The organism is Kitasatospora sp. NPDC034023 (assembly GCF_055575795.1).
Window position 1 is genome coordinate 145149 of the sequence record NZ_JBVIRY010000008.1, and the last position, 25281, is coordinate 170429.

Consider the following 25281-nt stretch of genomic DNA (forward strand, 5'->3'; position numbering starts at 1 on the left):
CGTGCGGCCGGGCACCTCCCTTCTTCCGTACGACCACCGCCAGGAGTCCACCGCCGTGTCGATCATGCTGCCGCCGGGCCTGGCGAAGTTCTTCAGCATCGTGACCGGGATGAAGTGGCCGGAGGCGAACGAGGACAACCTGCGCACGGCGGGCGACGACTACCTGCTGATCAACGAGAAGATCCCCGAGCTCCGCGGCTACCTGGTCGAACTCGTCAACATCTGCCGCGACAGCTTCGAGGGCCAGGCGGCCGACGAGTTCATGCGGAAGATGCGCCAGCTCATCGGTGAGGACGGCGGCACCGACTACGTCACGGCCGCGGGCATGATGGCCAAGCAGCTCGGCGAGTTCGCGCACAAGGTGGCCAACCAGGTCGAGTACGCCAAGTGGATGATCATCGCCCAGCTGATCCAGCTGGTGGCCCAGATCGCCTGGGCCATCGCCATGCTGCCGATCACCTTCGGCGGCTCGCTCGCGGAGATCTTCGTCGCCTACAAGGTCGCGGGCGAAGTGATCAAGCAGGTCTTCATCTGGCTGTTCAAGCAGCTCCTGTTGCACGAGTTCCTGTCCATCACCACCGCGATGCTGATGGACGGGATAATCCAGGGCATCCAGATCGGCAAGGGCCACAAGGACAAGTGGGAGAAGGAGTCCTTCATCCAGGCCATCGAGATGGGCGCGATCAACGGCCTGCTCACCGGCCCGCTGGAACTGCTCACCTTCGGCGCCGGCAAGCTGTTCGGACGGATCTTCGGGCGCGGCCTCAGCAAGGACCTCCAGGCCGAACTCAAGATGCTGGCCGGGTCCGAGTTCAAGAACGAGCTGAAGACGCTCGGCACGGCCGAATTGAACCAGGTCCTCAAGCTCATGCGGAACACCTCGGGGCTCACCGTCAAGGACGCCCTCAAGATCGTCGAGAAGGACATCGCGAAGAACGCCGCGAAGGACGCGGCGAAGAACGCGGCCAAGAACTCCGCGAAGGACGCCGCGAAGAACAGCGCGAAGAACGCCGAGCGGAACGCCCTCGGGGAGATCGCGGACCAGGTCAAGAAGGGCTTCGTCGAGAGCGGCGAGAAGGGTGTCATCGGCGCCGGCCGGGAGGCCCTCGAGAACGTGGCGCAGAAGCTCAGCAAGGTGGAGAAGCTCGCCCAGCAGATGGGCGAGCTGTTCGAGAAGGACCTCGTCCAGCACGGCATCGACGCGGAACTCGCCAATGCCGCAGGGCGGTTGATCGCCTCCCGGCTCGCCGCCGACGGCGCCCGCCACGCCATCGACCTCGGCGCCTTCAACAAGATGGTGAGGTCGCTGGTCGAGACCGCGGGGATGGTCGACCTCAAGGCCCTGGACGGCCTCACCAAGCACATCGGGCAGATGCAGAACGAGCTCAAGCACCTCGGCGGCAGCCTGCTGGAGAGCGAGACGAAGCACCTGGACTTCCTCAAGGCGGAGGCGAAGCACCTCACGGACACCGTCACGGCCACCCAGGACCTCGCCAAGCGCGCGGTGGGCCTGATGGACGGCCTGCACCCGCAGACCGCCGGGCAGTTCCTGTACCGGCTCGGCGAGGGCGTCGGCGGCTGGCTCAAGGGGGGCGTCCAGAACGTCATCACCGAGGGGGCCTACAACCTGACCTTCGGCGAGGAGCACAAGTTCACCGTCTCCGTCGAGAGCTTCTACGGCGGCGTCGCGATGGGGGCGCTCGGCCACCTCGGCCACATGGCGGGCGGCCCGCTGCGGCTCAAGCTCCAGGACCTGGAACTCCCCAACTACGCCCGCTTCCCGCTGGCCGTGGTCTCCAACCTGATGGGCCACCCGACCTCGCTGTGGGTCTCCCGACCGGAGGGAGGGGGCAGCGTCGGCGGGCCGCCGAAGGGGATCTTCGTCGGCGACAACGAGCACGGGACCGGCCCCCTCGACGGCGCCCGGCCGCAGAACCTGAAGACGGACTCGGACGGCTCGTCCACGTCGTCCGGGAACAGCGGGAACAACGGGAACAAGACGACCGCGGAGCCCCCGGCGGGCAGCCGGACGAAGATGACGGGCGGGGACGACGGGGCGAAGACCTCCTCCGGCGGGTCCAAGTCCTCCGACGCCTCCACGCCGGAGCCGCCGAAGCGGAGTTCGACGGTCGGCGGCGAGGAGACGGGACCGAAGCGGACGCCGGAGGAGTCCGCCGAGCCCGTGACGCCCCCCGCGCACGCCACGAGCTCCGCGACGGAGACGCCCGGCCGGGTGCCGACGACCGGCGAGCACGAGGGGCAGAACCAGCAGCGGCCGGTCGTCCACGAGGAGCCGGACACCCCTCGGCCGCAGACCGCCCAGGTCGACCACACCGCCCAGGTCGACCACACCGCCCAGGGTGACAGGACCGGCAACGACACCCCGGTCACCCACCCGGCGCCGGAAGGCACCACCACGCAGCACGTGCCGGCGCCCGACTACGGCGCGGCCTCGACGCACGGCCGGCCCCTGTCCGCGGAGGACCGCAACGCCTGGGTCGTCGGCGACCCGCCCTCCGAAGCGGCCCTGCAGGCACTCAAACAGCGGCCGGACGACGCCTCGCGCTACGCCCTGGTGATGCACACCAACGCGGACGGCCTGCCGACCCGCGACGGGGTCGAGCTGTCCCCGAAGGACGTGGCGGACGCCGTCATCGCCCTGGGCGAGCACGGGCAGCTCAAGGACCGGAAGGTCCTCGACTTCATCGCCTGCGGCTTGAACGGCGCGGAGCACGTCAACTTCGTCGCCGAGGTGATGGAGCACGTCTGGCAGGTCAAGGGACTCACCGGACTTGGGGCGAGGGCCGCCGACGGGCCGGTCTGGGTGGTGCCCGGGTTCAGCGGCCCGAGGACGATGACGGCGCCGGGCGTCGGCAGCGGAAACCTGATCGTCGCCCGGAAGGTCGGTTTCGACGGGCAAGGCCGCCCGGTCGTCGAGGGTGGCGGCAACTGGCACGAGTACACCAACGGGAACGCCGAGCGGAAGCCGCCCATCGAGGGGACGACGCCCACGGAGGAGCCGGCCGAGGGGCCTGTCAAGGATCCCCTGCTGCTCGTGACCACGAAGCCCTCGAAGCTGCCGGACAACTACCTCCGCGGCGAGGTCGACAAGCCGATGCCCGACTCCGGGCGGTTCGGCGAGGAGCCCCGGTCCGAGCAGGTCCCGCCGCCGCACGGGTCCACGCCGTCGTCGGACCGGACCGCGTCCGGCCACGCGTACCACTACGCCGATGCGCCCGAGCACATCCGCGTCGAGGCGGACGGCGAGCGCGAGGCGCGATGGCGGCAGACCCAGCGGGACCTTCAGGACGACTACGAGGCCAAGCTCTCGGACGCGGCCGAGCGGCACCGGAGGGACCCCGACGACAGCGGCCACGAGTACGACGAGGCCGCGGAGGCGCGGTTGGCGGAGCAGTTCGCCGAGGGGTCCGTGCGCTTCCCCGAGCACGCCCCGGCGGACCTGCCCGCGGCGGTGCACCGCAGGGCCAGGGACGCGATGTACCGGGAACTGGCGGAGCGGCCGCAGGAGCGTGAGCGGATCCTCGCCGACCTCGACGGGCTGGTGCGCGTCGCGGCCGTGCGCGAGGCCTTCGTCCGGATGGCCCGCGAGCGTTTCGACGACGCGCTGGACTCCCTGGGCTCACCGCGGCTCATCGGCGACGGCACCGGGCCCACCCACGAGCCCGCCCGGATCCCGGAGGCCGGTCTCGGCACGATCCGGACGGATTCGGAGGGCGGGTTCCTCCAGCGGGCGGAGGACGAGGCGGCCCGGCTCTACACCCGGCCGGAGGATGTCCCCGATCTGACGGCGGTTCCGGCGGAGGGCGCCGGGCCGGTCCGGCAGGCCGAGGACGTCGTCGAGGAGGCCACGGGCCGGGCGCGGGAGGCCCTGGACCGGCTCACCGGGCACCTGCGCGAGGAACTCGCCGTGCGCGCCGACCGGGAACGCGCCCTCGCGGAGGCCGATCGCCTGGTCGACGGGGCGGTCCGGGACTCGGGCTGGTACGACCGGCCCCCGGCGACCGACCGCGAACTGCTGGCCGCCGTCGGGGTGACGGGGCCCGTGAAGCTGTCAGACGCCGCCGTGAAGGCGGTCAAGGAGCAGCTGCGCGAGCGGGTCGCCCAGGACTTCGCCGAGATCGCCGGCCCCCTCGACTCCTCCGCCGGACCACGCCGCGAGCGTGCGGAGGCCGTGGAGCTGTTCACCCTGGCCCTGGGCGGCCACGTCAGCGGCCTGCCCCACGAGTTCGCCGTCCACGCGGCGCGCGAGGCGGCGATCCGCCGCGCCTTCGCCGAAGCGGAGCAGGCGGCGGGATCCTGGCACCTGCACCCCGAGGACAGTGCTCTCGCCGAGCAGTACGGCGTCACCGCCGGTGACGTCCACCGGGCGACGGAGGGCGTGACCCGGGATCTCGCCGAGGCCCTGGACCGCGGGGTCACCGAGTACGCCGACCGCCCGGACGCCCTCCGGCGCGCGATCGAGGGCCTCACCGACGCCGGCAACGTCCGCGACCTCCTGATGTACCGGGCCGCCCGCGAGGCGGCCCACCGCGTCGCCGAGACCACCGCCGACGTGGCGGCCCGCACGCACGGCGGCCTGTCGGAGCACGCCGCCGAGCGGCTGGCCGAGGGCCACGCCGACCGGACCGGCCGCGCCTTCGACGAGGTGTTCCGCACCCGCGAGGACCTGACGGCCCGCCGGGACGAATGGCGCCGGCGCCAGGACGAGCTGGCCGGGGAACTGGCCGAGCACGCCGCCTTCGAACGGGAGGTCGCGCCCGCCCTCCGGGAGGCCGCCCGGGGCTTCGACGACCTGGCCCGGCCGCACGTCCTCGCCGAGGACCGGGCCGCCGCGCTCAAGCGCGAGTACGGCGACGAGTTCTTCGACCGCTACCGCGAGCTGTGGAAGCTCGCCCACCTGGACGAGGTCTCCTGGCGCAGTCACGAGCGCACCCACGAGGACGCCTTCGCCCGCCGGGAGGAACCCCGGCCGGAGGAGCCCCGGGCCGACGAGGAAACGCGGCCCGAGGAACTCCGTGACGACGAGCCCCGAGCCGACGAGCCCCGGCTCGACGAGGCGGAGGACCGCGGCCGCGAGCGCGCCGTCGACGAGATCCTCGACGTCCTGGCCCCGGTCCAGCGCGAGTCCGGCGGCGGGCGCCGCGAGCGCCCGGAGACCCGCGAGGACGCGGAACCGCACGAGGGGAACGACCCCGCGCGCGAGGGGAACGAGCCCCTGCACGAGGGGAACGAGCCCCGCACCACGACCGAGCCCGAGGAGCCCGTCGCCCCCGCCGAGCCGGTCCGGACGGTCGGCCGCAGCGCGGACGACACCCCCGCGCCGACCGAGCACGTCGAGGCACCCGTCGTGGCGCCGACCGTGGTCCACGGTCCGGTCGCCCCGCACGAGTCCGCCGACGCCGTGCACATCACCGAGGTCCGTCCCGGCGTGCACTGGGTGGCCGACCTCGGGCCCGCCCCCCGGGCCACCGAGCGGGCGCTCGCCCACTTCCCGGCCGACCCCACCCACTTCACCCTCGCGTTCCACGGCACCGGCCCCGACGGCGCGCCGAGCCGGAACGGCCGGCCGGTCACGCCGCACGAGCTCGCCGGGGCCGCCCTCGACCTGTACGACCGGGGAGTGTGGGACGGCCGTCCGTTGCGCCTGGCCGGCTGCGACGCGGGCCGGGGCGGCGCGGACTCGTACGCCGCCCGATTCCTCGGCGCGCTGCGGGAGCTGCGGCCGGAGCTGAAGGTCCAGGTGGACGCGCCGGGCGGCTCGCTCTGGTCGCGGCCGAACCGCGAGAAGGCCGACGGCACGCACCAGTTGGTGGTCGCCCGCACGGTCGGCTTCGACGCCGCCGGACTCCCTCGGGTCGAGGGCGGCGGGTCCTGGGTGCGGCTGTCCGCCTCGCCGGACCACCCCGAGGTGCAGGTCACCCACGTCAAGGGCCACCCCGGCGAGGAGTCCGCTCCGATGCCGACGGCCCCCGAGCACCCGGCCCCCGAGCACCCGGCCCCCGGGCATCCGGAGCCGCAGCACCCGATCGTCAAGCCGGACCCGGAGGCCCACGAGTTCGGCGTCGGACGGCAGGGTCTGTACGCGAGGCCCGAGTACGACGCCGCCGTGCGGAGGTTCGAGGAGGCCGTCGGCAAGCTCGCCTACGACGACCCGAGGGCCCTGCGGGCCGCGCGCAGCAGTGTGTACCGGCTGTACGACGTGCTGAAGCTCGCGCACACCGACCCGACCGGTGAGCGGGTGTACAAGGTCTTCCTGGGCGGGGACGTCACCTCGGCGGGGCAGGTCGGCGAGAACCTCACCCTGGACCAGTTCCACTCGATGCTCGCGGACGACGGCAACCTCCGTGAGCTGATGACCGCGTTCTTCAACGCCTCCTACGCCCAGGGGAACAAGGACACGGCCCCGCTCTCCCTCAAATACCTGCTGAACGACCTGGCCGACCGCCCGGCGGCGGACATCGGCTACCGACTGCGCATGCTCGGCCTGGACACCTCCCAGGTGCCGGAGCGGCTGGAGTTCCTCAACAGTCCGAGCCGGTGGATGCCCTCCACGGTCACGAAGGCCAGCTACTTCGCCAGGGACTACTTCGCCACGGGAGCAACCTTCCACAAGGCCCCCTACACGGAACAGATGGAGTTCCTGACCAGCGCCAAAGCCCGTAAGGAGCGCCCGGTCCCGATCCCGGTGGACGCGGTGGCGATCAACAGGGACATGCCGCTGAGCCCGCGCGAGCTCAGCTTCCAGGTGACCGGTCCGACCGGCGGCCTCCACTGGGTGACGGGCAGCTCCCGGTACGAGCTCAACACCTCGTCGGCGTGGTACGGGGAGACGCGCAACGACAAGGGACTGCACCTCAGTGTCGGTCTGTCGGCCACGACGGCCAAGATGCTCACCGCGTTCCAGGCGCTGAAGGTCCCCGAGGTCTCCCCCGACGACATGCTGCTGGCCCTGGTCGGCTGGATGCTGCCGCTCGGCGACCACACGCTCTACGAGATCCTCAAGGGGGCCGACCTCGCCCAGGAGCTCCCGCCCGTGCCCGCCGACTCGCTGACCGAGGCGGCCGTCATGTACCGGCACGTGCCCGGCCTGCCCGAGGGCACGCTGCGCCAGGCGTCCGTGATGCTCCCGCACGAGTCGGCCTACCACGACCTGGTCGCCCGGCCGCGCGATCAAGGGGGGTACAAGGAGGCGGAACTGGACCAGGTGGCCGTGGTGTGGGCGCGCATGACGGCGGGCAACGGTGCCAACCTCCTCCCGCACGAGCGGGAGTGGCTGGGCACCATCGGGCTGACGCCCACCCAGCTCCGTGCCCGGCTGAGCCTGGCCCACGTCGAGGCCCTCAACATCTACACCGGGACGGCGTACCCGCTGATCAACGTGCTGCTCAAGCACGACGGCGCGGTGACACTGGACCAGGCGCTCGGCAAGCAGATCGACAATCTGCTGAAGGGGCCGGTGGGCAGCCTCCCCTCGGTCTTCCGGGACCACCGGGTCCTCGGGCCGCTGCTCGCGAAGTCCACTCCGGAGCTACGGACGGCCGAGGACTCCGCGGAGGCCTACCGGCTGGCGATGGCGATGCTTCCGGACCTGAAGACGGAATTCCGGATCCACGCCGAGATGATCGTGGAGGCGCTGGACAAGCTGCCGGGCGCGACCGGGGTCGTCTATCGCGGCGAGTGGGCGCCCGGCCGGCTGGAGGGCCTGGAGAGACTGCTCCGGGCCAGGGCCGGAAGCACGCAGAGCAGCGAGGCGCTGCTCAGCACCAGCCGACTCATCGAGACGGCGGAGAGGTTCCTGCTGCCCGACCGGGACCTCGCCAAGTACTGGCTGGCCCACCGTGTCCTCCGCCGGATCCGACTGGCCGGGGAGAGCGGTGTCGACATCACGCCGTTCTCCCGCTTCCTGCTCGAGGAACAGGAGATCCTGGTCAAACCGGGAGCGGTCTTCACGGCCACGCACCTCGGCAGGGGATCCTCGTACACCGGACCGTACGAGCGGATCGACCAGGTGGAGACCGGGGCACCGCGACCGTTCGAGTGGTCGGAGGGGTCGCCCGAGTGGCCCCGGAAGCTCCACGAGGAGCTGAGGTCCGAGCTGGCCCGCCTCGGCAACGGGACCGACGTCCGGTACGCCCGTGACCTGTGGCCGCTGGCGAAGGCGATCGGCGCCCACCTGGGAATGCCGGGCGCCGAGGGTGCCGGGGCCGGCACGCCCGACCCGGTCCTGGTCCAGCGGGCGACCGAACACGCCTGGGACACGGCCAGGATCGTCGCCACCCTGCACGGGACGGCCGGTACCAGCCGCGCGGAACTCACCGACGTGTCGCTGGTCGCGACGCTCGCCCGCACCGAACTCCGCCTCCGGCCCGACCACCGGGTCACCCTGGAGGACCTGCACCGCTTCTCCTTGCAGGTGACCCAGAACGCCGAGACGCACAAGCGCGATCTCCGCCGACTGGTGGCGGTCGCCCGGGACGTCACGTACACCGACCACCGCGCGGCGATGGAGCAGCTCCGGAGGGTCTGGGGCGCGGCGAACCTGGTCACCACCGAGCCGGTCGGACGCGCCGTGCACGTGCTCGGTGAGCACTCCCCGAACCACGAGGCCGTCGTTCGGGCCCTGAGGGCGAGCGAGTTCGAGGGGGACCACTTCAGCGTCCTGATGCCGACCGTTGACGGTCTGCCCCGGCTGAAGGGTTCCCCACTGACTCCGGCCGACGTCGCGCACGCCGTCTACGCGCTGACGACCGAGGGCGGGTGGGACCCCGCCCGCACACCGTTGCGCCTGTTGGCGACGGACCTGCACGCGGACGGCCACCGGCCGTTCACCGAACAGGTCCTCGAGCACCTGTGGCGGATGGACCACCGGATCACCGTGTTCGCGGCGCGGGGGAAGGTCTGGCTCGTCCGGACGGCCTTCGGGACCTGGCACGTCGTCGCCGCCGAGCGGGCCGGTAGCAACGCAGCCGGGGACACGGTGTACGCCAACCCCGGTACGTGGTTCCGGCTGAAGTACGGCGCGTCCCCGGAGAGCACGGCTGCCTACTTCGACAGCGAGGCCACCCAGTTCACGGTCGACGAGGTGGACGAGGGCAGCATCGTCGGTCCGGCGCTTCACACCCTGCCGGTCGGCGGCGGCAAGACCGAGGCGGGCTTCTGGGCCGACCACGCCGCGCTGGACCAGGCCGGAGCGGACCCGCAGCAGGACGCGGCGCAGCAGAACGCGGGCCCGCCCGCGGGGAACGCCGCCGGGGCCGGAGCGCCGACGCACTCCGTGCCGCTCCTCATGACCGTTCCGCACTGGTCCGACCCCGGCCGGCCGCTCGTCGACGGTGACGGCGGTACGCACGGATGGGTGCTGGACGGCAGTGCGCTGCCGGAGTTCGGGTTCCTCAGCACGTCGAAGGACTGGTTCAGGATCGTCGTGCACACCGACCACGAGGCGTACCCCACGGTCGGCGGATACCGGATCGCCCCCGCGGACATGCGCGCCATGATCCAGTCGCTCCGGCGGGACGGGCACTGGGACGGCACGAAGAACATCGAGTTCGACGCGTGCCGCCTCGCCGAGGCCGGCAGCGGCGGGTACCTGCGGTCCCTTCAGAAGGAGCTTCACGACGCGGGCATGGACATCAAGATCCGGGCCGCCAGGCAGGACGTCTGGTTCGCGCCCGTCCCGGCGCCGCACGCCGGCGATCCGCTCCAGCCGACCGGTGGCCGGGCCTTCGTGGCGGCGGCCAAGGTGGGGTTCGACGCCAACGGATTCCCGGTGATCGCCAAGGGGAGCGGCAGGTGGCTCGAGATCCACCCCTACGCCCCGGGGGCCAACCTCCCGCGGGAGAACGACGTGCTCGACCTGTCCGCGAGCGGCTACCAGCAGGTCGAGCACGACCAGGTCGTCACGGAACTGTCCGGCGACCTGAAGTTCGCCCGCAACGACGTCCAGCCGCACCACGACGGGAACGAGGTGGTGCACGAGGACGTCGCGTCGCACCACGACGACGCGTCCGTGCACACCGGTGAGGACGTGCTGCAGCCCGGGCACGTCGTGGTGGACGCGGACGGCGAGCACGTCGTGCAGGGCCCGGTGACGCCGGTCCGTCCGTCGCGGATCGACGAGCACGGCCTGGCCGCCTCGGACGTGCTGATCGGGCTCGGCGGCACCCGTACGCAGATCCTCGACCGGCTCACCCAGCGGTTCAGCCGGGTGCTGCACGGCGAGGAGCCGGCGGCCAGGACGCTCGCCGAGAGCCTGTTCGGCGCGGAGACGCTCCAGGCCAAGTTGACGGCGCTGTCCCGGGGCGAGCAGTGGGACGTGCCGTTCTCGGCGGGCAGTTGGTCCGGAACCGTGCGGATGGCGGCCGGGCTCGGCCACGGCACCTTCGTCCGGACGGCCGAGAACTTCGAGTTCGAGTACGGCTCGGAGCGGCAGACCTCGGTCGGCGTGACCAAGGACCGGCTCTGGCAGCTGAACGTCGGCGCCCAGGGCAAGTTCAAGTTCGGCAAGCCCGCCGACCTCACCGAGACCGCCGGCTACCAGCACGGCCGGCAGCAGGGGATGACCGACGCGCAGGCCAGTCGGATGGTGGCCCGCGGCAAGACGGTGGAGACCGCCGTCCTCTACGACACCGAGTTCCGCCTGACGGTGGACTTCCTGAACCTCACCCATCACGGCGCCGAGGTGCCCCGCGAGGCACTGCCGCAGCGGATCGGGCCGGTGGACGTGACGGCCCGGGTCGCCGTCCCGCTCCGGGAGACCGGTGCGCCGCGGCCGCTCGACGGACCGCTGCTGCTGCCGCCGCCCGGCTCGCGCGAGGGCGGGCGGCTGGCCGGCCCGCACGTCGTCACCGACGTCTGGGCGCTGCCGCACCGGGAGGCGCCCGTCGTGACCGCGGACGGGGTCCAGCTCAACGAGCTGAACGCGCCCCGGCCCGGCGCCAAGGGCATGACCGAGTTCATCGCCGGCTTCGAGGAGCAGGCGGCCGAGCACTTCGGCGGCGACTGGCCCGCGCTGAAGGCCAAGCTGCTCGAGGAGGTCGACCTCAACACGCTGCACCAGGACCTCAAGGCTCTGATGTCGGGCGAGACCCGCACCATCGAGCTGGACGTCCCCCTCGGTCCCACGACCGCCCTCACCCTGAAGAACGCCCGGATCCACCGGATCGGGCAGACGGCGGACCTGCCGACCACCGAGTTCAACATCGCCACCGGCACCTCCCGCACGCACGTCGAGCAGAACACCAGGAGCTCGGGGTGGCAGTTCCCGCTGCCGCTCAGCGCGACCGGCTCGGCCAAGAACGGCGGCGGCGGAGCCGGCGCGGGTGCCAGGACCGGCCGGGAGAAGGTCGGGCTGCACGGTGGGGGCGACGACCTGGGGCTGGGCACCAAGGTCAAGTCCACGGCGGTGGTGTTCGAGGGCGAGGCGCGGATCGAGATCGAGTTCGGCGCCCGCCGCAGCGGGCTGCGGCCCGTCCAGGCCCGCTCGGTCGACGCGGGGCTCGGGTTCCGGGTGGTCGTCGACCGCTCGGAGACCGTCCAGGCCCCCGCCCACACGGACCAGGGGCAGGCGGGTCCCGTCGCGCACCGGGAGTCCACGGCGCTGCCGCCCGGCACCCCGGTCCCGCACCCGCCGACCGGCATCTGGCCCGGCGCGGCCGGGTACACCGGGCTGCCCGTCACCACGGTCGTCCGCGACGTGCACAGCGTCGCCCCGCTGCACGCGCGGCTGGACGAGATCGGCCGTGTCCAGCTGGGCGAGAAGGCCTGGCGCGCGGTCCGGCAGGACGTCCTGCGGGCGTTCTCGCAGGCCGCCGTCGGCGCCCACCTGGTCGGCATGACGCACGACGTCCCGCTGCGGACCCCGGCGGTCACGCTCGGCGCGCTGAGCAAGCTGGGCATCGGCGTCACCGCGCACGTCACCACGCTGACCTACCGTCGGGAGCAGGACTCGGCGGACCTCAACCCGGTCCGGGAGAGCACCACCTTCGCGTCGCAGCGGTTCCTGAACTCCGACAGCCGCAACATCACGGCGCAGGGCTTCGGCAAGGGGCCGGTGCACACCCGGGAGAACGTCCTGGACGAGAACGGCAAGCCGTTCCAGGACTCGCTCCAGGGCACCGCCACGGTCACCCACGAGGTGCGCGACCGGGACGGCTGGCGGGGCGGCGACTCGGCCAAGAGCTACGCGAACGGCAAGTACCGCAGCGCCCAGGTGCTCTATGACGCGACCTTCGAGCTGCACCTGACGGTGAACGGGAAGCCGCACGGCGACCCGGTCCGGCTGGACGCCTCGTTGAGCATGGAGCAGGCGCACACCGAGCCCCGGGCCCGTAACAGCCGGGTCATCGCCAACCCCTTCGACGGGGCGGCGCCCCCGCGCCTGGACGAGGCGCAGCCGCAGCCGCCGGTCCGGCCGCAGGCCACCGGGCAGCCCCCCGCGCACCTGCGCGTCCCCGACCGGCTCGGCCACTCCGACGTGGTGCTGAGCGTCGGCCGGCGCGGCCCGAGCGTGCTGGGCGAGGTCGAGCGCGTCCTCGCAACGGCCGGCCCGGTGAGCGCCCGGGCCTCGGCCCGGCTCGCCGCGCAGCTCGACACGGCCGGCCTGACCGCCTCGCTGTCCCGGCTCAGCCGGGGCGGCGGGATCAGGCTGTCCGTGGACACCGGGAACTGGAAGGGCACGGTGGAGGTCACCGTCGCCCCGCTGGCCCTGCGGCACCGGCGCACGGTGAACGGGTTCGAGTTCGAGCTCGGCAGCCAGCAGCGCACCACGATCGGCTACAGCTGGGACCGGATGAGCCGCTGGCGCGGCGGCCTCTCGCTCAAGGGCACCGTCCCGCACGTGAGCGTCACCGGCGAGTACGCCCACACCCGGGACAGCGTCCGGGGCCTCACCATCGAGCGCACCGGCGGCACCAACAGCCGCGGCAAGAGCACCGAGACAGCCGAACTCTTCGACGGCGACGCCGCGTTCACGATCCGGTTCGCCCCCGGCCCGCTCCAGCGGTCGCTCGCCGAGACCACCGTTCCGACACCCGTCGTGATCGCCGCGCCGCACCGCGAGGTGGTCCGGCCGCCGGTGAACGACGGCCCGCCCGTCCGGCACCTGCCGGACCAGCGGATCGGCTCCTCCGACATCGTCACCCGGGTCCTCCTCGACGCCGGGAACGGCCTGGTGCACAGCGGGCCGGGCGCGGTCTCCCGGGTGGTCGCGAGCCTGGAGGACCGGGGCAAGGCGGTCCTCGGCCGGGACTGGACGGGGATGAAGGCCAAGCTCCTCGAAGCCCTCGACTTCGACCGGCTGCACCCGCTGCTGAAGCCGATGACCTCCGGCCACGAGATCGTCCTGACGCACGGCCGCAGCACCGTGCGGATCACCGCCTCGGTGGACCGGATCACCAAGTCCGGCGACGCCGCCCAGGTCGAGTTCAACATCGGCGCCGGCGCGCAGACCGCCTTCACCAGCTCCGAGGTCGGCACCAACTCCGGCAGCGGGCACGCGAACTCGGTCGGCGTCACCGTGCTGGCGACGACCGACCCGCTGGGCACCGGCGTGGCCGTGGTGGCCGGCGGCGGCGTCACCCACACCCGCCGGCAGGACGCGCTGGAGCACCGCCGGGACGTCCTGGTGACCGGAACGGCCGTCAAGTCCAAGGTCGCGGCCGAGGCGCACCGGGCCGACATCCGGCTGTCCGTGGTGATGGAGCGCCGGCCCGCGCTGCAACTGCCCGGCGACGGGAGGCCGGTGCCGACCCCCGTCCAGCCGCCGCGGTCCGGGCTGCGCGCGGCCGTCCACAGCCTGACCGAGGCCGGGAACGCCGTCGTCCCGCAGTGGCGGCTGCGCCGTACGGTCTCGGAGACCGTCATCCACGCCGACGTGCTGACCGAACGCGACCGCGCCGCCGACGGACCCACCCTGCGGGGGCGGCGGCAGGGCGTGGTCGCCGCGCGGGAGCTGCGGGTGCCGCCGGCCGAGGTGTTCACCTCCGGCCTGCGCCCGGGGGACGTGCTGCGCTGGGCCGGCGACACCTCGGGCCTGCGGAGCCTGCTCCGGATCGAGGGCCCGCGGTTCTTCGGCGAGGGCACCTGGAAGCGGCTGGAGCCCATGGTCACCGCGGGCCTGAGCCACGCCCAGCTCTCCTCGCTGCTGGCCCCGGCGACCGGGCCGGCCGGACAGCAGAGGCCGGTCGCCACCCCGTCGGTCGGCCGGCGCTGGTTCGTCGACGACGCCGAGGTGACCGTCCGGCTGTCCCTCGTCCAGCTGGAGTACCACGGGGACAACGCCGCGGCGGCGCTCAGCCCGGCGAACGAGTCGGGCGGCGGACACCGGAGCACGCAGCTGACCGGGCGGCAGTGGAACGTCCGGGCGCAGGCCGGTGCCCAGGGCGACCTCGGGGGCAAGGTCGAGGGCACCGCCTCGGTGCTGGGCGGGGGCACCCACCGGCAGCGTCTGGGCGTGGTCACCGAGGCCGGTGGCCGCACCGTGGCCAACGCCAAGGCGGCCACCCCGATGGCCCGTTACACCGGCTACGTCAAGGTCGAACTGGACCTCCGCAACGGCGACACCACCGTGGTGCGGCAGCTCGGCGGCGACCGGTCGGCGGCCGGTCTGGTGCCGATCGAGCTGGAGATCCCGCACGCCCACACCACCCTCGGCCTCTCACCCGCCGACCACTGGACGCAGTTCACGCCCGAACACCCCGGCGGCCACGCCCTGCCGCAGGCCCTCCCGCTCGCGGTCCAGGTGGCCCGCGCGCTGACCCCGCACCACGACGGCGGCGTGCACGTGCTGCACGACCCGACGGCCGGTCCCGCCACGCGCGAGCAGGTCGAGCGGAACGTGCGCCGGATCCAGGACGACCCGCGTTACTTCACCATCGCCTACCACGCCGTCACCGAGGACGGGGCGCCCGGCTGGAACGGCGGGACCCTGCACCCGGACGCCCTGGCCGACCGGCTGGCCGAGCTCCACCGCAGCGGGGAGTGGGACGGGCGGCCGCTGCGGTTCGCCGCCTGCGACGCCCGCGCCTACGTCGAGCAGGTGCTGACCTCACTGCGCGAACGGCTCCCGGACGCGGAACTGGACGCGTTCGTCACCAACGGCAAGCTCTGGGTGGCCTCGCACCAGGGCCGTACGCACCTGGTGGTCAGCCGGGACGTCGGCTGGGACGCCGGCGGCCGGCCCCGGGTGGAACCGGGCGGCGAATGGCTGCACCTCCGGGTGCCCCGCAACGGCGAGACCCCGCCCACCGGGCCGCAGCACGAGAACGCCGCGCCCCCGCACGAGAACGCCGGGCCGCAGCACGAGAACGCCGCGCCGGTGAACGACGGCGCGGGCGCGCACGGTCCCGTCGTCCAGGTCGTCGCCGTCCACGGCCCGCAGCTGCACGACCCGCATCCGCTGGCCGAGGTCACGCCGGACCACCCGATCACCGATCGCCGTGGCCTGCAGCCCCTGGGCACCGGTCCCAAGCACGAGCTCCACGCCACCCCGGAGCACAAGCGGCGGGCGGTGGCCTTCGAGGCCAAGCTGGGCGCCCTCGCCTACGGCCACCCCAAGGCGCAGGCCGCGGCCCGCAACGCCGTACAGCGGCTCTACGACGCCTTGCGGGCCGCCCACCCGACGGTCGCCGAGGGCGAGCTCTACAAGGTCTTCCTCAAGGACGAGAAGAGCTCCGCCGGCCAGGTCGGCGTGGACCTCACCCTGGCCGAGTTCCGGACGATGATGCGCACCGGCAACACCCGCGAACTGATGACCGCGTTCTACAACGCGGCCTACGTCAACGACTCCGACCACGGCCTGAAGAAGGTGCTGCAGGCGCTGCTGGAGACCGGGGACTCCGCCCGCGCCGAGGCGATGGGCCTGGACCTGCGCGTACTGAAGACCCAGGCGGACTTCCTCAACGGCGGTCTGCGCGCGTTCCTCGGGAAGGTGCCCGGCCTGGAGTCGATGTTCACCAAGGACCACTTCGGCACCGGCACCGTGATCAAGCAGGGCGCGGAGCCGCTCAAGGCCGGCGCGGAGTACCTGGCCAGCCTGAAGGCCCGGCAGCCGCGCGAGGTGCCGCTGAACGACCTGACGGCGACGCACCTGGCCGAGCGCGGCATGCCGCTGAGCACCAGGGAACTGGCGTTCCAGGGGCACGACGGCGGCGCGGGGCCGCTGGCCTGGAAGTCCGGCCGCTCACTCAACACCGTCAACGAGAAGTCCGCCTGGTACGGCGACACCCACCTCGGCAAGAACATGCCGGTCAGCACCGGCAACTCGGCCACCACGGCGAAGATGCTGAACGGCTTCCGGCTGCTCAAGGTCCACGACAGCGAACCGCAGGACATGCTGCTGGCCCTGACCGGCTGGATGCTGCCGCTGGGCGACCACTCGCTGTACGAGATCCTCAAGGGCGCGCAACTGGTGGGCGAGCTGCCCCCGATCCCGACGCACGCGCTGGGCGACGTGTCCTCGATGTACCAGCACGTCCCGGGCATCCCGCAGCACCGGGTCCGTGCCGAGCTCGGCGAGTACGGCATGCTGCCGCACGAGGCGGCCTACCACGAGCTGCTCGCCAAGCCACGCGCCGAGAACGGCTGGTCCGACGAGCCGACGAGGAGGGCCTCGGCCGCGAACCGGGCCGCGTTCGAGGCCGTCCGGGACGGCGAGTCCGAGGTCTCGCAGCGAGTGGTCGACTGGCTGGACCGTAACCATCTGACCGCGCACGAGGTGCTCGACCGGCTGACCCCCGCACACTTCGACGCGCTGGCGTTCTACAGCGGTCCCACGCACGCGCTGATCAACGTGATGCTGCGGTTCGGTCCGCTCAGCCGGCGGACCGCGCTGGAGTACCAGATCAACCAGCTGCTGGACAACCGGCACCCGAGCCTCCTGCCGTCCATCCTCAGGCACGACCCGGTGCTCGCGCCGCTGCTCAGCCGGGCGCCACGCGACCGCTCCGACGAGGACTGGGCGGCCCTGCGGCCCGCCGTGAAGCAGCAGCTCCCCAGGATCGAGCGCGAGCTCCTCGTGCACACCGAGCTGCTGGACGAGGCGCTGGCCAAGCTGCCCACGTGGAGCGGGGAACTCTGGCGCGGGGAGCGGGTGGTGGGCCCGCTGAACTCGCTCGGCAGCCGGCTGTCGCCCACCTACGCGGGTTCGACCTACCGCAACCGCGACTTCGTCAGCACCAGCACCAGCGAACGGGTCGCGCGGAACTTCATGCAGACCCGCGAGCAGCTCGCGATCACCCACCCCGCCCTGGTCCACTACGCGGTGGACGGCGGCGGCAGCGCCTTCGACATCCAGCCGTTCTCGGAGAAGCAGGGCGAGGACGAGGTCCTCATCCGTCCGGGCAGCACCTTCGACCTCACCGCCCGGAAGATCGTCTACGACCCGGCCTCCCGGCAGAGCTACGAGCGGATCGACCTCACCGAGCGGTCCGCACCGGAGGCGTTCCCGAAGGCGACCACCGAGGACCTGCGGCTGCACCAGACGCTGGCCGAGCTGGCCAACATCCCGAAGCTGCGCACCCACGAGGACCTGTGGCCGCTGGCCGAGCACATCGGCGCGGACCACCGGCGCCCGCTCCCCGGCCGGTTCACCGAGCTGCTGTCGGGCGAGGCGGCCCGCCGCGAGGCGAGCACGAACGCCTGGCACACCGCGAAGCTCGCCCAGGAGCTGCGGGGCGCGGACCGGATCACCCTGGACGGTCTGACCCGCGTGCGCCGCACCGCCGACCTGGTCCGCGAGGCCCTGTCCGTGCCGACGGGCCACCCGGTCACCCGGACGCACCTGGAGGACTACGTCCGGAAGCTGCGCGGGTCGAACGGCGACGAGGTCGCGGCGGCCGACCTGGAACACCTGGTCACGCTGGTCGACGGGCTCAAGCGCCCGGGCCACGCGGTGACCGTCGCCGCGCTGGAGCACGCCTGGCGCGACCCCGGGAACGCCCCGGCCTCCGAACTGCTCCCGCTGGACCGGCCCGACTTCTACTGGGTGGGCGCCCGGGGCGACGACTGGCGCGCGCTCACCGAGTCGGTGTTCCCGCACTTCCCGCACGCGGACGACTACCTCACCCTCGCCATGCACACCTCCGACGGCGTGCCGGTGCTGGACCACGTCACCGTCGCGCCCGCGGACATCGCGCGCGGGCTGCTCAAGCTCCGCGCCGACGACGCCTGGGACGGCGTGAAGCCGCTGCGCTTCGTGGGCTGCGACCTCAACTCCCGGCCGGACCAGGAGTACGTGCGCGAGGTCATGCAGTACGTGTGGGACGGCGGCCTGACCGAGGCGGTGGCCTACGCCGCCGACGGCCGGGTCTGGTTCGCCCAGGCGCGCCATCCGGACGGCACCGTGGACACCGGTCGACCGGGCCACCTGGTGGTCTCCTCCGGCGTCGGCGTGACCGCGAGCGGCAGGCCGGTGATCGTCCCCGGCGGCAACTGGCTGCGCATCGCCAGGAACACCCCGACCGAACTGCTCGGCGCCTACCTGGCGGGCGACGACGGCAGGGCCGAGTACCCGACCGTCCAGGAGCACCGCGTGCGCGGCCCGCTCGCCGGCGCGGTGAAGTTCGGCGCCGACACCTTGGTCCCCGACCAGCAGCACGCCACCGGGGAGCATTCCGTCGCGGAGTCGGAGACCGGCGGACCGGTCCCCGACCAGCAGCAGCTCCACGACGTCGCGTCCTCCTTCTCCGCGCTGCACCTCGACCCGCAGCCGCCACCCACGGCAGTGGCCGTACGGCACGCGGTCTTCGACGAGCCGCGGTACCGGCACCACACGGAGGACTTCGAGCGGCAGCTCGGGGAGTGGACGGCGAGCGACCCCCGGGCGCTCCACGAGGCCCGCGAGGCGCTGCGGAAGCTGGCCGAGGAGAGCGGCACGGCGGAGTACGCCGACCTGGTCGCCAACGGGAGCCTGCACGAGGTGATGCAGGCGTTCCGGGAGCGGGCCGCCGGCGACCCGCGGTTCACGGCCGGCCGCCCCGAGGTCCCGCAGGCCGACGCCGCCTGGCACGCCGACCTCGCGGGCCGGGGCATCCGGACGGTCTCCGGGGTGTCCCGGGCCGCGGCCGACGCCATGCACGCGTACCTGCGGCTCGGCGGAACCGGGCACGAGCCGTTCGCGCGGGCCCTGTACGCGTCCCTGCTGACGGGCGGCGAGCACTCGCTGCACGAGGTGGTGGCGGGCATGCGGCTCGCCGGGGCGTTCCCCGACCACGAATACGCCGACGGCGCCGAGCTGTACCGGAACCTGCCGGGGGTGCCGCTGTTCGAGCTGCGCCCGCCGGTGGAGGGCTGGGAGGGGCCGATCGGGCCGGTCTCCGAGCACCCCGCGCCGGAGACGCTCACGGTCGGGCTGCCGCACGAGCGCACCTACCTGGAGTGGGCCCTGACCTCGAAGGAGGTCGACGAGGCGGTCCTCCAGGAGACGGCGAACCGCCGGGACATGCTGGCGGAGACCGAGCCCGCCCCCGCGCCCGGCGTGAAGGCCTACCAGGACTGGATGACCCGCAACGGCGTCGAGAACCCCAAGGCCGTGACCGACCTGCTCGGCCACGCCCACTTCGTGGCGCTCTACAGCTACACCGGGCCGGCCTACTCGCTGCTCAACGTGCTGCTCAAGAACCCGGGCGCCGGGGCCGTCCCCGCGCTCCGGGGAAAGATCGCGGCGCTGATCGCCAAGCGCTACGGGGACGAGAGCACCGCCCTGCCGCAGTCGATCACGGCGCTTCCGCAGCTGGCCGAGGGCATGCGGGAGCGGACCGACCCGTGGCGCCTCGCCGACTCCCTGACCGACGAGCAGCTGGCCGGCATCCAGCACGAGATGGCGCTGCACAGCCACCTGCTGGCGGACGCCCTGAAGCTGCTGCCCGCGGCGCAGGGGAAGCTGTTCCGCGGCGACGGCACGCTGGAGGACCCGTCGAAGCCGACCGGCCGGCCTCCCGGTCCGGAGTACGGCGGCGACGTCATCCAGCACCGGACGTTCGCGAGCTTCAGCACCAACGAGGGCACCTCGCTGGGCTTCATGAAGAAGTACGACGGCGAGGACGAGTACCGGGTCCTGCTGGAACTGGACGCGACCGGCCTCAACGGCCGCGACATCGCGCCGTTCTCCTCGCACATGGAGGAGGACGAGGTCCTCTTCCTGCCCGGCGCCCGGATGCAGGTCACCGAGCGCACGTCCACCCGGACGGACGACGGCGTCACCTACGTCCGGCTCAGGGCGCGGGAGGTGCCCGCCGAGGAGTCGGACAACACCGCCACCGAAGCCCCGGCCCGGCGGCCGGGCGCCGGCACCGACCACACCGAGCAGCCCGCGCCGCCGTCCGGCGGAGTACGGCTGAACGACGGCCGGACCGTTCCCGACGGGCAGCTGCGCACGCACCCGATCACCGACGCCTCCGGTCAGGAACGCGGACAGGCGCTGTTCGACGACGCCGACTGGGCGTCCAGGGCCCAGCTCTACCCCGAGCTGAGCGAGGTCACCACCTTCGTACCCCGCACGGCCGACGGCCTCGTCACCGGTACGCCCCAGCGGGTGCCGTGGGACGGGGAGCACACCTACTTCTTCGCCGCCCACGCCGGACCGCACGGGTTCGACCTCCCGCTGGCCGACGGCACCAAGGCCCACGGCGTCAGCGGCACCGAGGTCGGCGGGCTGCTCAAGCGCAAGCTCGCCGACCTGGCCCGGAAGACCGCCGACGCACAGGACACGGTGAACGGCAAACCGGCCTCCATCGCGCTGGTCAGCTGCGAGTCCGCCGAGCACGCCCAGGCCGTCGCCCGGCAGACCGGGCTGCCCGTCCACGCCCCGACCGGCCGCACCGGCGTCAGCGGCAGGCCCGCAGGCCCCGACGGTCCGTCGACCGCCAGGCTGTACGTCAAGGCCGCTCCGGACGGATCGGCGGGGCTGTTCCGGACCTTCCACCCGGACCCCGCCGGCGACAGCCCGGGCGCGACACCGCCGTCCGGCCCCCTGTCCGTCCGCCCGCCCGGCGACCGGGGCGCCGGGCCGCGGCACCCGGATGACGCGCTGGACAACATGTGGAACGGCGAGTACGGCGACCACGCCGGGCACGCCGACGGCCAGGAGCAGGTCGTCCTGGTGGCGTCCGAGCAGCACCAGGACCGTGAGGTCCACCGCTACTCGGACGGTTCGGAGACCCATGTCTTCCCCGACCACGTGCAGATCCACTACCCCGCTCACGGAGGTGAGATCCACTACCTTCCGGACGGCCGGGAGTTCCACTACGACGTGGACGGGAACCTGGTCCACCAGGTGCAGCCCCAGGCGGTCCACCACCAGGACGGGCAGCCGCAGGAACCCGAGTACCGCCTGCTGGCCGACGTCCTCGGCGCCCAGGGCGTCCGGATGGATCCCGACCTCGAACCGCCCCGGTACGCGGTGCCACCGCAACAGGACGCGCTGGTAGGCCCGGAGCTGCCCAACCCACCCATCGCGACCAGCCGGGACGTCAACCTGGGCGAGCTGCTGGCCGAGCAGAGCACCACGCCGGTGTGGCGCCACGACCTCGGCCTCCTGTACCGCTGGGAGCGGCAGCGGCCGGGCATGGAGGACTACGAGCACGTCTTCGAGCACGGGCTGGCGCCGAGGCAGGAGAACCGCCACGTCGACCTGCGGGACTACGTGGGGAACAACGAGGCGTCGTCCTTCGTGAGCACCACGCGCTCCGACCGGGCCCAGCACGTGGACTGGGGCACGCACCGCCGCTACGTGACCGACGCGCCGGGCGGCATCGACGTCCGGGCCACGCTGGAGCACTCGGGCCTCGCGGAGCTGGAGGACGAGGTCGCGTTCCCCGGCGGCATCGACCCGCAGTACATCGTGGGCGTCGAGCTGGTGGAGGACGTCTCCCTGGACCCGGCGACCGGTGTCTACGCCCAAGAGGTCACCTTCATCCCGAACGAGGCCTACTGGCCCAGCCACCGGGACTTCGACCAGGTCGAACGGATGCGGGAGCGGGTGCTGGCCGCCGACGCGGAGGAGGCGGGCACACACGCGGAGGCCGAGCACACGGACGCCGAGTACGCGGTCGAGCACGCGGTCGAGCACCCGGACGACAGCGACTCCTCGACCGACAGCGACTCCTCCACCGACGGCGACTCGGCGAGCGACCACTCGGCCGACGACATCGCGAACGTGCTGAACGACCTCACGGTGGGGTCGGACTCGGACAACAGCGCCGTGCCGCCGCCGGTCGGCCAGCACATGCCGCCGGCCGCAGGGTGGCTCAACCCGGCGAACTGGCCGCAGGCCGGTGCGACCGCCACCCAGGCCGCCGAGGCCTTCTTCGCGCAGAGCGGCGGCTGGCAGCTGGCCCAGAACCACTTCGCCGCGATGCCCCGCGACTTCCAGGTGCGGTACGCGCAGCTGGAGTTCCACATGACGGTCTCCCAGCACCCGCAAGCGGTCGCCGTCCGGAACGCCGCGCTGCGGCAGATGACGGACCTCGTCGCGGAGCTGGAACCTCAGCTCAAGGCCGCGCTGGAGTTCTACACGCAGCCCAGCGAGGACGGCGACGGCAGCGCGGCCAACGAGCTCTCGTACTACCAGATCAAGGAAACCCAGTGGGAACTGGACACGAACCCGGACGCGGACATCGCCGCCCGGCCGAACGGCCAGGCCATCCTGGACCACATCGCGGCCATCGACGACGCGATCGGGCTCTGCCCGGTGACGGCGCCGCTCCTGGTGAGCCGGGGCGCGCCGTTCGTGGGGAACTGGGAGCACCCGCGGGTGCTGCGGGTCGGTGAGTTCGTCCATGAACCCACCTACATCTCCGCCACGGTGGGCGAGCACCTGCACCCGTCCTTCGCCAGCCGGCTGATCCAGATGCACCTGCTCGTGCCCGAGAACACCCGGGGAGCCTTCCTGCCGGCGATCTCGGAGAGCCCGGAGGAACTGGAGATCCTCTTCGGCAGCGGGATGTACTGGACACCCATCAGGATCATCCCGCCGGCCGTGCAGTGGAACCAGCCGATGGACGGCGGGGAGGAGACGGTGCCGCCGGAGAGCCAGTGGATCGTCTACGGCAGGCTGGACGACCCGCCCCCGCTCTCCGACGACGACTACGAGTAGCGGGACGCGCAGTGCCGGCCACCACCGACCGAGAGGACCACGATGACCGCTTCCGACCAGGACCGAGCCGAGCCGACACCCGTACCCGCGCCGCCCGCACCCGACGCGGGCCCGGGGCCGGTACCCGAGCGGATCCTGGCCGCGGCCAGGGCCGCGCCCGGGCAGTGGATCGGACTGGTCGACCCGCACTGGCAGGGCGAGGGGGAGCCGCCGGACTGGGCGGTGATCGGGCGGTGGCGCGCGGGGGAGGACGGCACCGTCGAGGAGTTCGCGGAGAACGGGGAGTACCGTCCCTCGCCGCTGGCGCGCGAGTGGCCGGCGCCGACCGACCCGGTGGACGCGGCCGTCCAGCTGGCCGCGACCGGGTACGGGCCGGCCGAGGACGTCTACCGCGCGCTGGCCGCCGCCCGGTTCGCCGTGCTGCTGGACGAGTTCGGCGGCGTCGGCGGGTTCGGGCTCCCGGACGGGAAGCCGGCGGTGGTGGTGTACTCCGCGCGGTCCTGGCTGGACGCCGCGGGGAACCCCGACCACGCGGTGATCGGGCCCGGCACGCTGCTGGAACGGCTGCCGCCGGGCCTCGGGATCGTGGTCAACCCCGGTGCCCCGGCGGCCATGCGGCTGGAGCCGGGTGCCCTCTGGTCCGCCCTCGACGCCCGCGAGCGCGCGGGGGAGCCGGTGCACCCGCTGCGCCCGTTCGACTGAGCCACCCGGCCGGGGGACGGCGAGAGGGCCCGCCACCGTCACGGTGGCGGGCCCTCTCGCCGTCCGGCTCAGCCCGCGAGCCCGCGCAGCGTGTGGTAGACGCCGCAGGCCTGGAGGGCCAGCGGCAGCAGCGCGAGCGCGCACAGGGTGTGCAGGATGTCGGCGATCCGGCCCCAGTAGGGGAGCAGGCGGCGGCCGGGCACCGTCCAGGCGGCGACCAGGAGGGCGACGGCCAGCGCCAGCAGGCCGCCCACCAGGGCGAGGCGCCCGGTCGCCGAGGCGGTGGCGGTGGCCCGGGCGAGCACGACGAGCGCCCCGAGCACGCCGGGCAGCAGGATGGTCAGGCGCTGGCGGATGCTGCCGACGGCCCGGCCGTGCAGCAGGAGCAGCAGGCTCAGGGTGCCGGCCTCGGCCGGGCCGGCCCAGCCGTCCGCGAAGGGCAGGACGGCCAGGCAGGCCGCACAGACCGCGCCGATGGCGGCGTGCAGGGCCATCAGGTAGTCGTCGGCGACCAGCGCGCGGGGCAGCACCGCGGCGGCCGGGACCGGCTCGATGTTCTCCTGCAGCTCCTCCGCGTTGCGCGGCAGCATCGGCAGCCGCAGCCCGGACAGCCGGAAGGCCGTCGACGGCACGAACGCACCCACCAGGACCGCCACCACCGCGAGCACCGCCACCAGCTTGGCGAGCGTCAGCCCGGCGAGCACCAGCACCCCCGACAGCACCCCGAGCAGCGCGACCAGCGCCACCCCGAGGAACAGCGGCGCCGCCGCGCCGACCGCCGCCAGGGCCAGCACCGCCGCCCCGGCCCCGGCCGAGGACGCCGCCAGCACCCGGGCACCGAGCAGGTCGTCGCCGCTCGGCCCGTTCGGCAGCAGCAGCGAGGCCAGCGCCAGGTACGGCACGGCCGCGGCGCCCAGCGCGGCGCCCGCGCCCGCGTCGGCCATCGCCCGGGAGGCGCTGGTCGCGCCGAGCAGCAGCAGGAGCGCGACCGCGGCCGCCGCGGCCTCGCGCGGGGCGGCCGGGCCGGGCAGCGCCAGCAGCACCCAGCCCGCCGCGAGCGCGGTCACCGCCAGGGCCAGCGAGAGGATCCGGGTCAGGCCCGGGCGCCAGGTGTCGCCGCGCTCGTGCATGCCGGTGGCGACGCCGTCCACCAGGTCGTCGAAGTGCACCGGCGGCAGCGCCTCGTGGCGTGCCCGCAGGTACAGCGCGTCGCCGTCGTGCAGGCCCAGCGCCTCGGCGCTCCGCTCCTCGTCCAGCGGGTCCTCGCCGAGGCGCTGCAGCACCCAGCCGCCGTGCTCCAGCCCCTCCTCGGCGAGGTCGGGCCCGGCGTGGCCGAGGATGGCGGGCAGCAGGTCGGCCAGCGGTACGTCGGCGGGGACGGCCAGTTCGAAGACCGCCCCCGGCGCATGGAACCTCAATCGGCACAATCCTGCGACGACACTGCTGCTCACGCCTGTCCTCCGGCT

The 25281-nt window shown here is 73.3% G+C and carries 3 protein-coding genes; 2 read left to right on the forward strand and 1 reads right to left on the reverse strand.

Features of this window, described 5'->3' with window-relative positions; all coding sequences use genetic code 11:
* The first annotated feature begins 64 nt into the window (after positions 1 to 64).
* The gene (locus ACZ52R_RS14945) at positions 65 to 23113 is read left to right on the forward strand and encodes a scabin-related ADP-ribosyltransferase (protein ID WP_465753562.1); all 23049 of its coding nucleotides are present in this window, start codon (positions 65 to 67) and stop codon (positions 23111 to 23113) included.
* Positions 23114 to 23155: 42 nt separating this feature from the next.
* Complete coding sequence (locus tag ACZ52R_RS14950) at positions 23156 to 23815, forward strand: type VII secretion system-associated protein (protein ID WP_465618013.1); 660 nt, start codon at positions 23156 to 23158, stop codon at positions 23813 to 23815.
* Between the two features lie 68 nt (positions 23816 to 23883).
* Here the strand turns inward: ACZ52R_RS14950 and eccD are convergent, their stop codons facing one another.
* Positions 23884 to 25233 carry a type VII secretion integral membrane protein EccD gene (gene eccD / locus ACZ52R_RS14955; protein ID WP_465753549.1) on the reverse strand — a complete coding sequence of 450 codons (1350 nt, stop codon included), beginning with the start codon at positions 25231 to 25233 and terminating at the stop codon, positions 23884 to 23886.
* Between the last annotated feature and the right edge of the window lie 48 nt (positions 25234 to 25281).

What these genes read in the sequence shown, in the direction of transcription:
- ACZ52R_RS14950 (WP_465618013.1), top strand. Translation starts at nt 23,156, where the DNA reads ATGACCGCTTCCGACCAGGACCGAGCCGAGCCGACACCCGTACCCGCG.
- ACZ52R_RS14945 (WP_465753562.1), top strand. Translation starts at nt 65, where the DNA reads ATGCTGCCGCCGGGCCTGGCGAAGTTCTTCAGCATCGTGACCGGGATG.